Origin of the sequence: Allobosea robiniae, assembly GCF_900102525.1 — a bacterium.
Lineage (GTDB): Bacteria > Pseudomonadota > Alphaproteobacteria > Rhizobiales > Beijerinckiaceae > Allobosea > Allobosea robiniae.
The window spans coordinates 400,534-412,644 of sequence record NZ_FNBZ01000003.1 but is presented as its reverse complement, the minus strand read 5'-3'; the positions used below and the strand labels follow the sequence as shown (position 1 = coordinate 412,644).

Annotated in this window: 10 protein-coding genes; 9 read left to right on the top strand and 1 reads right to left on the bottom strand. The window is 62.9% G+C overall.

Features of this window, described 5'->3' with window-relative positions; all coding sequences use genetic code 11:
* Positions 1 to 500 precede the first annotated feature (500 nt).
* The 5 genes from BLQ70_RS25300 to bla all read left to right on the top strand — a co-directional run bounded on the left by BLQ70_RS25300 (position 501) and on the right by bla (position 6,902).
* The gene (locus tag BLQ70_RS25300) at positions 501 to 1,310 is read left to right on the top strand and encodes a hypothetical protein (protein ID WP_139163520.1); all 810 of its coding nucleotides are present in this window, start codon (positions 501 to 503) and stop codon (positions 1,308 to 1,310) included.
* On the top strand, positions 1,276 to 2,739 hold the full coding sequence (locus BLQ70_RS25295; protein WP_139163519.1) for a hypothetical protein: 1,464 nt from the start codon (positions 1,276 to 1,278) through the stop codon (positions 2,737 to 2,739). The genes BLQ70_RS25300 and BLQ70_RS25295 overlap by 35 nt, the downstream gene beginning before the upstream one ends.
* A 117-nt stretch (positions 2,740 to 2,856) precedes the next feature.
* Entirely contained in the window at positions 2,857 to 4,035 is a 1,179-nt protein-coding gene (locus BLQ70_RS10850; protein ID WP_091856966.1) for a phosphoserine transaminase, read from the top strand.
* 206 nt (positions 4,036 to 4,241) lie between these two features.
* Positions 4,242 to 5,831 carry a phosphoglycerate dehydrogenase gene (serA, locus tag BLQ70_RS10845; protein WP_091856965.1) on the top strand — a complete coding sequence of 530 codons (1,590 nt, stop codon included), beginning with the start codon at positions 4,242 to 4,244 and terminating at the stop codon, positions 5,829 to 5,831.
* 69 nt (positions 5,832 to 5,900) lie between these two features.
* Positions 5,901 to 6,902, top strand: a complete 1,002-nt coding sequence (bla, locus tag BLQ70_RS10840; protein ID WP_091856964.1) for a class A beta-lactamase — start codon at positions 5,901 to 5,903, stop codon at positions 6,900 to 6,902.
* A gap of 128 nt (positions 6,903 to 7,030) precedes the next feature.
* Here bla and BLQ70_RS10835 read toward each other — a convergent pair whose 3' ends face one another.
* Entirely contained in the window at positions 7,031 to 7,969 is a 939-nt protein-coding gene (locus tag BLQ70_RS10835; protein ID WP_091856963.1) for a DMT family transporter, read from the bottom strand.
* Between the two features lie 83 nt (positions 7,970 to 8,052).
* Between BLQ70_RS10835 and BLQ70_RS10830 the strand changes: the two genes are divergently transcribed.
* The 4 genes from BLQ70_RS10830 to BLQ70_RS10815 all read left to right on the top strand — a co-directional run bounded on the left by BLQ70_RS10830 (position 8,053) and on the right by BLQ70_RS10815 (position 12,110).
* The gene (locus BLQ70_RS10830; protein WP_091856962.1) at positions 8,053 to 8,934 is read left to right on the top strand and encodes a type 1 glutamine amidotransferase; all 882 of its coding nucleotides are present in this window, start codon (positions 8,053 to 8,055) and stop codon (positions 8,932 to 8,934) included.
* A gap of 114 nt (positions 8,935 to 9,048) precedes the next feature.
* Positions 9,049 to 9,366 (top strand): DMT family transporter, encoded by a 318-nt coding sequence (locus BLQ70_RS10825; protein ID WP_091856961.1) that lies wholly within the window; start codon positions 9,049 to 9,051, stop codon positions 9,364 to 9,366.
* A 146-nt stretch (positions 9,367 to 9,512) separates the two neighbouring features.
* The gene (locus BLQ70_RS10820; RefSeq protein ID WP_483062267.1) at positions 9,513 to 10,259 is read left to right on the top strand and encodes a F0F1 ATP synthase subunit A; all 747 of its coding nucleotides are present in this window, start codon (positions 9,513 to 9,515) and stop codon (positions 10,257 to 10,259) included.
* 144 nt (positions 10,260 to 10,403) lie between these two features.
* Positions 10,404 to 12,110, top strand: coding sequence for a mucoidy inhibitor MuiA family protein (locus BLQ70_RS10815; RefSeq protein WP_170843379.1), 1,707 nt, complete (start codon positions 10,404 to 10,406; stop codon positions 12,108 to 12,110).
* Position 12,111: the final 1 nt, after the last annotated feature.

Sequence of the window (12,111 nt, the reverse complement as noted above, 5' to 3'; positions counted from 1 at the left end):
GCATACCTCCGGATGGCTGCCCCTCGGGGACGAGGTGCGGTGAGGATAGGAGCGGTGTGGGAGGGCGGGGATAAAACTTCGCGACAGCGATCAACGGGAGAGGGGTTCCCGGTGCCCCATCGGCTTCAAAACGACATTGGCGTAGATGTCGGACCAGAACGCCGCCAGCTCTTGGTCAGCACTTGGCCTAGCGGCCTTCAAATTCTCGGGCGAATTGTTCGGGAACTTTACGGGACGTGCGCGAGCTCCGTCAGTCGCGTTGAGGTGCAGAACTTTGAACAATCGAGTTAGAGGCGCGGCAGAATTCCCTCCTTTGTCGAGGTAGAGCGTCAAACCACAGTCGCTACAGACATTCCCTACTAGCTAGAAAAGCAGCGCTCCTCCTATGCTGCCTACCTCCGATTAGGAGCGACACAGCGAGCCAACCATAAAGTTCTATGAAATTTGGCCTTGCCAATCGCCCTTCTTGCTCGTCCTTTGATGGAACCGAGGAGGAAATAATGATTCAACCGAAGTGGCAGAATTTTGAGGATCAGATTCGCGGTATCGCAACGTTGATATTCGGGCAGAATTGCACGCAAGGACGTATAGCTGGCGTAAATTTTGATGGCGTAATCGAACGAAATGATCAAGAGACAATTGCGATAGAAATAAGCCAACAAAATGATTTAGACAAGGTCCGCCAGGGAATAGGTCGACTAATTTTAGCTAAACAAACTCTTATGGCAGATGGGGTACTTCTTAGAGGATACATAGTACTTAGCAAAAAACCAACCCAAGCAATGATTGACGCAGCCGCCGCCGCAAAGATAACCGTAGCATCAGCAGGCCAATTTGCAGCCTTATTCTTTCAGTTCCCTAAATACAAGAATGCGCGTCTCTCAGCCTCGTTTGGAAGCTCCGTCAATCCGTTGACCGGCGAAAGCGATACCGTACGATATGTTCCGGTATCGTATCAGCGCATCGATAATGGAAAAGATATAGAAATAGCAGATATCTGCGAATTACTACTGTCAGGGAAAAACATTGTTCTGCTCGGAGAATACGGATCTGGAAAAAGCAGATGCGTCAGGGAATCGTTTTCAAAACTTGCGGAAACGTGGGACCTTACCTTCCAATTTCCATTCGCTGTAAACCTCCGCGAATGCTGGGGCCTTGATCGCGGAGATGAGATAGTCCGCCGAGGCGCCTATGTGCTGGGGCTCGACGAATTAGCCGGATCATGCGTCAAGGCACTCAACAGGGACAGCCTCGTGCTTCTGCTGGATGGCTTCGATGAACTTGGAGGGCCAATCTTGGAGCTCGGATGAGGGTCGCCTGCGGCAGTTGCGAGCCAAGGCAATGGCTGGCGTGAAAGATTTAGTGCTGCGGACAAAATCAGGGTGCTTAATTGCGGGCAGAGAGCACTACTTTTCATCGAATGAAGAGATGATGTCGGCGATTGGTATCACAAAAGCCAATTCGATTATTATCAAAGTGAAAGAAGAATTTACGAACGAAGAATTGGATTCATACTTTGAGGCTGCAGGAATAGATACAGAACTTCCATCGTGGCTTCCGCGCAAACCACTGATATGCCAAACAATCGCCCTTTTATCAGACGACGAACTTGGAAGCATGTTTGGCGCGACGAATAATGGCGTCGGATTCTGGAATCATTTTATAAAAGTTGTTTGCAAAAGAGACTCTCGAATAAATACTTTTTTCGATGAAGAAACAATATACAGAGTATTTGTTGCATTGAGCCGAATTACGAGAACTCGCCCAGCGAATGTAGGCCCGATTTCTCAACGAGATCTTCAGGAAGCATTCGAAGCAGTTGTCGGACAGCTGCCCGTTGAAGAAGCATCCGTTATGCTGCAGCGCCTACCAAGCCTGGGGCGAATTGGAGCAGAATCGCAAGATAGGCAGTTTGTAGACATGTTTATCTTGGATGGATTGAGAGCAAAAGATGTGTCAGCCCTGTCCGAGCGAGACGAGGCACACCGAAAATCCATTCTTTTGGAACAGTGGTCGAATCCCCTCGCCCCCTTAGGACAGTCGATCCTAGCAGCTGATATAAAGGGGCGTATTGATACATATCGACAATTAGCAAATAGAGCGGCAAATTCGCCAAATAAAACCTTAGCCTCCGATATCGTCTCAAGCATGAGTCGCGTCGAAATTGACGGAATCAGCTTGTCAGGAATTACGATAAACGGAGGAACGTTTACTGAATTTGTCTTGAATGAAACCCCTCTGAGTGATTTATATATTACGGATTCAACATTTGAAAGGATAATACTACCAAATTCTCCTCCTAATAAATTAACAATAAGATCCTCTCTTTGCAGTAAAGTTTCTGGCGCGGCATCCTACTCGGGATTACCGGCATGGATACAATTGGATATTGTCGACGAATTTGATGCGATACAAACCGTATCGCAAATTAGAAGAGCTGGGCTGTCACCGGCCCATGAAATATTGCTCGCCATACTTAAGAAAACCTTCAATCAAAAAGGCGCCGGCCGCAAAGAGGAAGCGTTAATCAGAGGATTTGGCAGCGGAACTTCAAGGAAATTGTCGAATTCCATAATAAGCATATTGATGAGAGAAGGCATACTTGATAGGCACAAAGGTGATGAAGGCTGGATTTACGCTCCGCAACGCAGCCAAACGGCGCGAATACGGCTTATTCTTGAGCAACTTCGTTCTTCCGTTGATCCACTTTGGAAAGACATTGACGATTTAAATCGATAGGTGCGCTTAGCGGGCGTCTTGGCACATCCCTTGACTCCCGCCCCTCCCCATCCTACCCCCATCGACGGGACACGCCCCCCCAACGGGGCGCGCCCATCTGTAAGGATGGAGACATCGATGGCGAATACTGCTCCGGCCACGCGTCCGCGCGTGCCTAATTTCTCGTCCGGCCCCTGCGCCAAGCGCCCCGGCTGGGCCCTCAAGAACCTCTCCGACGCCCCGCTCGGCCGCTCGCATCGCGCCAAGATCGGCAAGGACAAGCTCAAGCGCGCGATCGACCTGACGCGTGAGGTGCTGCAGGTTCCGGCCGATTACCGCATCGGCATCGTGCCGGCCTCCGATACCGGCGCCGTCGAGATGGCGCTCTGGTCGCTGCTCGGCGCCCGCGGCGTCGACATGGTCAGCTGGGAGAGCTTCGGCGCCGGCTGGGTCACCGATGTCGTCAAGCAGCTCAAGCTCACTGACGTCCGCACTTTCGACGCGCCCTATGGCGAATTGCCGAACCTCAGGAAGGTCGACACGAAGAACCGCGACGTCGTCTTCACCTGGAACGGCACCACGTCCGGCGTGCGCGTCGTCGACGCGAGCTGGATCGCTGACGATCGCGAGGGGCTGACCATCTGCGACGCCACCTCCGCCGCCTTCGCCCAGCGCCTCGATTGGCCCAAGCTCGATGTCGTCACCTTCTCCTGGCAGAAGGTGCTCGGCGGCGAGGCCGCGCATGGCATGATCGTGCTCTCGCCGCGCGCCGTCGCCCGGCTCGAAAGCTACAAGCCGGCCTGGCCGCTGCCGAAGATCTTCCGCATGACCTCGGGCGGCAAGCTGATCGAGGGCATCTTCACCGGCGAGACCATCAACACCCCCTCCATGCTCGCGGTCGAGGACTATATCGACGCGCTGGAATGGGCCCAGAAGGTCGGCGGGTTCGACGGCCTGGTGAAGCGCGCCGACGGCAATGCCCGCGTCATCGCCAAGTTCGTGCGCGAGAACGACTGGATCGACTTCCTCGCCGTGAAGCCGAAGACACGCTCGAACACGAGCGTGTGCCTGAAGTTCACCGACCCTGCGGTCACCGCCCTGCCGGCGGACGCGCAGGCGGCCTTCGCCAAGCAGGTCGTCTCGATCATCGAGAAGGCCGGCGCCGGCTACGATCTCGGCCATTACCGCGACGCCCCTCCCGGCCTGCGCATCTGGTGCGGCGCGACCGTCCAGTCGCGCGACGTGAAGGCGCTGCTGCCCTGGATCGCCTATGCCTTCGCCGAGGCCAAGGCGGGCCTGGGTAAGAAGGCGGCGTAAGCGCTTTCCACCCGCGCGCCGTCATCCCGGACAAGCCACGCAAGTGGCGCAGATCCGGGATCCATGCCTGAAGCTTCCCAAGGAAGCGCTCCGGAATGGATCCCGGGTCTCCCTTCGGTCGCCCGGGATGACCCGCTTATTTCAAGTTCATCGAGTTCACGCGCCAGACCGCTCCACGTGCAGCGCGGCGCCAGCCGGAGCTTCCCATGTCCGCCCCGAAAGTCCTGATTTCCGACGCTCTCTCCCCCGCCGCCGTCCAGATCTTCAAGGACCGTGGCATCGACGTGACCTTCGATCCGAACCTCGGCAAGGACAAGGACAAGCTCGCCGCGATCATCGGCGATTATGACGGCCTCGCCATCCGCTCGGCCACCAAGGCGACCGCCAAACTGCTGGAGCAGGCGACGAACCTGAAGGTCATCGGCCGCGCCGGCATCGGCGTCGACAATGTCGAGATCCCCGCCGCCACCGCGCGCGGCGTGATCGTGATGAACACGCCCTTCGGCAACTCGATCACCACCGCCGAGCACGCCATCGCCATGATGTTCGCGCTCGCCCGCCAGATCCCCTCGGCCGATACCTCGACCCAGGCCGGGAAGTGGGAGAAGAACCGCTTCATGGGCGTCGAGATCACGGCCAAGACGCTGGGCCTGATCGGCGCCGGCAATATCGGCTCGATCGTCGCCGAGCGCGCCATCGGCCTGAAGATGCGCGTCATCGCCTATGACCCCTATCTCTCGCCGGAACGCGCCGTCGCGCTGGGCGTCGAGAAGGTCGAGCTGGAAGACCTTTTGAAGCGCGCCGACTTCATCACGCTGCACGTGCCGATGACCGAGAAGACCAAGAACATCCTCTCGGCCGAGAACCTGGCGAAGACGAAGAAGGGCGTGCGGATCATCAACTGCGCCCGCGGCGGCCTCGTCGACGAGCAGGCGCTGGCCGACCTGATCAAGTCCGGCCATGTCGCCGGTGCCGCCTTCGACGTGTTCTCGCAGGAGCCGGCCGAGGCGAACCCGCTCTTCGGCCTCGACAACGTGGTCTGCACGCCGCATCTCGGCGCTTCCACCAACGAGGCGCAGGAGAATGTCGCCCTGCAGGTCGCCGAGCAGATGAGCGACTACCTGCTGAAGGGCGCGATCACCAACGCGGTCAACTTCCCCTCGATCACGGCGGAAGAAGCCCCGCGCGTGAAGCCTTTCGTCGATCTCGCCGAAAAGCTCGGCTCCTTCCTCGGCCAGCTCACGGAAGCGCCGGTCAAGGGCATCCGCATCGAGTACGAGGGCGCGGTCGCGAGCCTCAACCTCAAGGCGATCTCGGCTGCCGCGATCACCGGCGTGCTCAGGCCGTTCCTGCCCGAGATCAACATGGTCAACTCGGCCATGGTGGCGAAGGAGAAGGGCATCGTCGTCGAGGAATTGACCCGCGAGGTCGCCGGCAATCTCGAAAGCGTCATCCGCATCGTCGTCGAGGCCGAGGATATGCCGCGCCATGCCTCGGGCACCGTCTTCCATGACGGCAAGCCGCGCATCGTCGAGGTCCGCGACATCGCCATCGATGCCGAGTTCGCGCCGCACATGCTCTACGTCCGCAATGCCGACAAGCCGGGCTTCATCGGCCAGTTCGGCTCGTTGCTCGGCGGCGCCGGCGTCAATGTCGCGACCTTCGCGCTCGGCCGCGACAAGCCCGGCGGCGACGCGATCTGCTATGTCGCGGTCGACGAGCCGATCTCGGATGAGTTGCTCGACAAGATCCACGCGATCCCGATGGTCAAGCGCGCCCGGCGCCTCAAGTTCTGATCCGCCGGTCCGGCGCCCCAGCGCCGCCGCAATTCTCGTCCCCTGTGGTGCGCGCCACAGGGGATTTCCATGTCTGCCCGCCTTCGCCTCGCCGCCACAGCCCTCGCCTGCCTGACGGCCGTCCCGGCCCTCGCCGACTGGGACCGCGACAAGCTCGACAAGGCGATCGAGGGCATCGAGCAGCAGGCCGAGGGCCGCCTCGGCGTCGCGCTGATGGACTTGCGCGACCGCAAGCTCTGGTCGCATCGCGGCTCCGAGACCTTCCCGATGCAGAGCGTGTTCAAGCTGCCGCTGGCCGTCGCCGTGCTGCAGCAGGTGGAGGCGGGGAAGTTCAGGCTCGACCAGCCGATCACGGTCACCCGCAAGGATTTCTCGCTGTTCCACAGCCCGCTCGCCAAGGCCTTCAAGGGCGAGCGCAACGACTATCCGCTGCGCGAATTGATCCGCCTCGCCGCCGGCGAGAGCGACAACACCGCCGCCGACCTCTTGATGCGCGAGATCGGCGGGCCGCAGGTGGTGACGAAGATGCTGCGCGATGGTGGCGTCACCGGCCTATCGATCGATCGCTACGAGCGGCAGTTCCAGCCGGAGATCTACGGGCTCAAGGGCTTCGGCTGGGATCAGGTCGTCGACGAGAAGGCCTTCCGCGCCGAGCTCAAGGCGATGCGGCCGCGCCTGCGCATCGCCGCCCTGTCGAACGCGCTCAAGGACAAGCGCGACGCCTCGACCCCGGAGGCCAGCGCGCAGTTCCTGGAGGCCTTCGCCAAGGGCAATTGGCTGCGCGACCCCGCGCATGCCGCCTTGCTGACGCAGATCATCACCGAGACCAAGGTCGGCGCCGATCGCATCAAGGCGGGACTGCCAGCGGGCTCCCGGCTCGCCCACCGCACCGGCGCCGGGCTGACGACGGATGGAATCAACCACGCCACCAACGATATCGGCATCGCGACGCTGCCGGACGGCCGGCGCTTCGTCATCGTGACCTATCTCGCGGGTTCCCGCGCCGATGCCAAGGAGCGGGAGGCGGCTCTGGCGGATGTCGCGCGGCTCGCGGTTTCGGCGCTGCGCTGAGAGCGGTCGTCTGAGCCGGCGCCATGCTCGGGCCTGACCCGAGCATCTCTGGGCACGAAAGCCCCTCTTCCTTGCAAGAGATTCTCGGGTCTGCGCTTCGCTTCGCCCGAGAATGACGGCGAGACGTACTACCGCCCCAATCGCTCTGCGATGAAGATGCCGCCGAGCACCAGCACCAGCGCCAGCGCGTGATAGAGCCCGAAGGGCTCACCGATGATCAGCACGGCCAGGATCGGCGCGAAGACCGGCACGAGATTGACGAAGACGCCGGCCCGGCCGGGCCCGATCAGTTCGATCGCCCGCATGAAGGAAAGCTGCGAGACCATTGAGGGGAAGATCACCGTGAAGGCGAGGATCAGCCAGCCCTGCGTCGTCGGGATATAGGAACGTCCCAGCGCGATCTCGGTCGCGAGCAGCGGCAGCGACGCGACGCAGGCGAAGCTCGCCATCGCTATGAAGAAGACGAGGCCCGGCACCGGCGGCCGCTTGCGGACGCCGACGGTGAAGCCGGCATAGAGCACGCAGGCGATGATCATCAGCACGTCGCCCGGCACGAAGCGAAAGGCCAACAGGGTATGGATGTCGCCGCGGCTCGCGGTGACCACGACGCCGAGCAGCGTGACCGCGACGCCGATCCCCTGCATCAGGGTGATCCGCGTGCGGAACACCAGGAAGGCGCCCATCAGCACGAAGACCGGGATCGAGCCTTGCAGGATGCCGATATTGATCGCGCTGGTCGAATAGGCTGCGAGATACATCAGCGTGTTGAAGGTGGTGAAACCGAGCGCACCGAGCAAGGCGATCAGCCGCCAATGCGCCCGCAGCACCGGCCAATGCGTCCGCAACTGGTCGCGCAGCAGCCAGGGCATGATCGCGCAGACCGCCACCCAGCGCAGCGAGGTCAGCATCATCGGCGAGATGTTGCCGACGGCGAGCCGGCTCGCCACGGCATTGCCGGCCCACATCAATGTGGTCAGCACCATCAGCAGGTAAGCATTGCCCCAGGCGCGTTGCAGCCAGGTCTGGGTGGGGTGCACGTTTCGGCCCTGTTGCGAGAAAGGGCTCATGCAATACCCTTGCGTGTACCCCGCTCATATGAGATCGGGCGCACACCTGCCCGTCGCCCTGCGCATCCCTGCGGAATATCCCGATGATCGAAACCAGCGCCCGCCCGCTCCGCCTGCTCTTCGTCGACGGCAACATGCACGAGACACGCGAAGGGCTGCGCAAGGCTTACGGCATGGCCTATGGCGAGGCCTATGCGGCGGAGATCGCGGCGATCGCGCCGGGCATCGTTTCCGATATCTGCCTGCCGGCCGACGAGGGCGCCAACCTGCCGGACAGTGCCGGGCTCGAATCCTATGACGGCATCTTCCTGACCGGTTCCGCCCTGCACATCTACGACATCACCCCGCCCGTGACCCGGCAGGTCGAACTGATGCGGGCGATCTATGCCAGCGGCACGCCCTGCTTCGGCTCCTGCTGGGGCGTCCAGGTCGGCTCCGTCGCGGCCGGCGGCACCGTCACCGCCAATCCGAAGGGCCGCGAGACCGGCTTCGCCCGCCGGATCACGCCGACCGAAGCAGGTCGTGGTCACAGGCTGCTCGCCAGCCGCCCGGCCGCCTTCGATGCCCCGGCCATCCATCTCGACACCGTCGCGCTGCCCGCGCACGGCACGACGATCCTCGCCTCCAACGCCTACAGCCAGGTCCAGGCCGCCGAGATCCGGCACAATGGCGGCACCTTCTGGGGCGTGCAGTACCATCCCGAATTCTCGCTCAAGCAGATGGCCGCAATCCTCGGCCGCATGGTGCCGCTGCTGATCGAGGAAGGCTTCCGCAAGGACGAAGCTTCGGCAAAGGCCTGGCTCGACGATCTGCGCACGCTCGACGCCGATCCGGACCGGCAGGATGTCGCCTGGGCGCATGGCCTCGACCGCGAGGTGCTCGATGCCGAGCGCCGCGTCACCGAGCTCCGCAACTTCATGGAACATCGGGTCAAGCCGCACGCCAGCGCGCGCGGGCGCGCCTGAGCCGTGACCTTGCCATGACGCTGGGCGATCACTAGATCAGCACCCGCGAGGCCACGACCTCCCCCAACCTGGGACATGTGCCGGGACGACCCGGCAAACCATGGGGGACCCGCTATGGCGTGGCTCTATCTGTTTTCCGCCGGCATTCTCGAGATCGTCTGGGCTTTCACCATGAAGCAGTCGGACGGCTTCACGCGCCCGATGCCCACCGTGATCACCATCGTCACGATGATCGGCAGCTTCGCCCTGCTCTCACTGGCGATGCGTTCGCTGCCGCTCGGGACGGCCTATACGATCTGGACCGGCATCGGCGCAGTTGGTGCCTTCGTCGTCGGCGTGACCGTGCTCGGCGAGGCGCTGACGCCGATGCGCATCGCCGCCGCCCTGCTGATCGTCTCGGGCCTCGTCATGATGAAGCTCTCGGCGAGCTGACAGCCGCTCTTGCCAAAGCGGCCGGCGCCTTCTAGGCAGACCGCGCCTCGGGACGACCCGCGGCCTTCGTGAACTCACAGGGGACGGCCCCACGACGCGGAATGCTCCGCGGCGTCGCGCAACCCCGTGAGCGGAGGCCCCTCGCCGTGGCCAATCCCAGCGACCAGTTCATCGTCAAGACCCTCGTTCCACTGCGCATCGGGGGGCTCGACCTCGGCTTCACCAACGCGTCCCTGATGATGGTTCTCGCCACCGCCGCGATCGCCGGCGGGCTGATTCTGGCGACGCGCTCGCGCGCCATCGTCCCCAGCCGCGCCCAGGCGCTGGCGGAGATGCTCTACGAATTCGTCGCGAAGACGCTGACCGACGCGACCGGGCGCGAGGGCATGCGCTTCCTGCCGCTGATCTTCTCGCTTTTCATGTTCGTGCTGGTGCTCAACCTGTTCGGCATGATCCCAGGCGCCTTCACCGTCACCAGCCATATCGTCGTGACCTTCGCGCTCGCCATGCTGGTGATGGCGACCGTCGTCGGTTACGGCGTGCTGCGCCATGGCTTCGGCTTCCTCAGGCTCTTCGTGCCCTCCGACGTGCCGAAATGGCTTTTGCCCTTCATCACGCTGATCGAGATCGTCTCCTTCCTGTCGCGGCCGATCTCGCTGAGCCTGCGCCTCTTCGCCAACCTGCTCGGCGGCCATATCGCGCTCAAGGTCTTCGGCAGCTTCGTCGCGGCGCTGCTCGCGGCTGGCGTCAGCACCTCGTTGCTGGCGCCGCTGCCGCTGCTGATGACGGTCGCGCTCACGGCGTTCGAATTCATGGTCGCGGTGCTGCAGGCCTATGTCTTCACCGTGCTCGCCTGCATCTATCTGAACGACGCGCTGCATCCGGGCCATTGAGTTGCCGGATCGCTCCTGCAAATGCAGGACGCTTCCGGCGCATCCCCCGCCTATCCGCATTCCGGCCCAATTCCGCCTTGGGCACGCCGAATTCGGCAGCGCCAATCACGGCGACGTGATTGCGACCTGGAGGGGATGATTTCGATGCGAAGCCATATTGCCGCAGCCCTGTTTCTCGCACCCGGCCTCGCCGTCGCAGCCGAGACTGAATTGTCGAGCCGGATCGACCGCGTCACGGTCTTTCCGGACGGGGCGGTGGTGACGCGGCTCGGCAAGGCCGACCTGCTGCAGGGCGTCTCGCAGATCGTGCTGCGCGGCCTGCCGGCGACGATCGACCCCGCTTCCATTCGCGTGGAGGGCAAGGGCTTGGCGCAAGGACTGGGTGACGGGGCCTTCTCGGTCGGCGCGGTCGATGTCCGCATTACGCCGGGCGATGCCAAGCCCGTGCTCGACACGGTGATGGAAGAGAAGCTCAAGACGCTGCGCGACGAGAAGGAGAAGCTCTCCGGCCAGATCGGCGCTATCGAAGCGAAGCGCGCCACGATCGAGCGCTTCGCGCAGGTCGGCCCCGACAAGCTCGGCCCCGACGGCAAGGCCCTGCCCGTCGGCGACTGGCCGGCGGTGTTCGAGGCGATCGGCACCGCACTGGTCAAGGTCCAGGACGAATTGCGCGGCACCCGCAACCGCCTCTCCGATGTCGAGGCCGAGATTGCCGCACTGGAGCGCGCCCGCCCGCCGGCCGGCCGCCCCGGTGCGCCGAAGCGCGACATCGCCATCGCCGTCGAGGCGCCGCAGCCGGTCGCGGCCGAGTTCACCGTCACTTATCGCGTTACCGGCGCGAACTGGACTCCGACCTACGAGGCGCGACTGACGACGACCGGCGAGAAGCCGGAAATCGCCCTGACGCGCCGCGCCGAGATTCGCCAGCGCAGCGGCGAGGCCTGGGACGATGTCGCGCTGACCCTCTCGACGACGCGCTCCGCTGGGGGCACGCGCGCGCCGGAACTGACGCCGATGCAGGTCGCCTTCTTCGAGCCGCCGGTGGTCTATGAGAGCCGCCCGCGCGTCAGCGCCGCGCCTGCTCCGATGGCCGGCCGTGCCAAGGCGGAAGCCGAGGCCATGGCGGACGCGTTGGCCAAGCAATCACAGCGCGCCGTCACGGCCAAGCCTGCCGACATCCAGGTCGCCACGATCGAGGCCGGTGCCTATCAGGCGAATTTCCAGGTGCCCGGCCGCGCCTCGATCCCGCAGGACGGCACCTCCAAGACGGTGACGCTGACCCAGCGCAAGACCGAGGCGACGCTCGCCGCCCGCACAGTCCCCGAGCTTGAGCAGAAGGCCTATCTCGAAGCCGGCTTCGTCCATGACGAGGAGGCGCCGCTTCTGGCCGGCCGCGTCGCGCTGCATCGCGACGGCACCTATGTCGGCATGGGCCAGTTCAATCTGGTCGCGCCCGGCGACAAGGTCGAGCTCGGCTTCGGCGCCGATGATCGCATCAAGGTCTCGTTCGCGCCGGTAAAGCGCCGCGAGAACGATCCGAGCTGGCTCGGCCAGACCCGCACCGACCTGCGCGAGTTCCGCACGGTGGTGAAGAGCCTGCATGCGAAGCCGGTCAAGGTCACCGTGCTGGAGCGCATCCCCTTCTCGGAGAGCAGCGGAATCACGGTCGAAACCATCGCCGCCCAGACCACCCCGCCGACCGAGAAGCAGGTCGGCGACCGCCGCGGCGTCGCCGCCTGGACCTTCGATCTCGCCCCCGGCGCCGAGAAGGAGATCAAGCTCGCCTACCGCATCAAATGGCCCGGCGACCGCGAACTCTCCTACGAAGAGCAGCCGCTGCCGGGGAAGTGAG

Bases quoted from the DNA above. Each gene is read 5' to 3' on its own strand.
- BLQ70_RS25300 (WP_139163520.1), top strand. From the start codon at position 501: ATGATTCAACCGAAGTGGCAGAATTTTGAGGATCAGATTCGCGGTATC.
- BLQ70_RS25295 (WP_139163519.1), top strand. From the start codon at position 1,276: ATGAACTTGGAGGGCCAATCTTGGAGCTCGGATGAGGGTCGCCTGCGG.
- BLQ70_RS10850 (WP_091856966.1), top strand. From the start codon at position 2,857: ATGGCGAATACTGCTCCGGCCACGCGTCCGCGCGTGCCTAATTTCTCG.
- serA (WP_091856965.1), top strand. From the start codon at position 4,242: ATGTCCGCCCCGAAAGTCCTGATTTCCGACGCTCTCTCCCCCGCCGCC.
- bla (WP_091856964.1), top strand. From the start codon at position 5,901: ATGTCTGCCCGCCTTCGCCTCGCCGCCACAGCCCTCGCCTGCCTGACG.
- BLQ70_RS10835 (WP_091856963.1), bottom strand. From the start codon at position 7,969: ATGAGCCCTTTCTCGCAACAGGGCCGAAACGTGCACCCCACCCAGACC.
- BLQ70_RS10830 (WP_091856962.1), top strand. From the start codon at position 8,053: ATGATCGAAACCAGCGCCCGCCCGCTCCGCCTGCTCTTCGTCGACGGC.
- BLQ70_RS10825 (WP_091856961.1), top strand. From the start codon at position 9,049: ATGGCGTGGCTCTATCTGTTTTCCGCCGGCATTCTCGAGATCGTCTGG.
- BLQ70_RS10815 (WP_170843379.1), top strand. From the start codon at position 10,404: ATGCGAAGCCATATTGCCGCAGCCCTGTTTCTCGCACCCGGCCTCGCC.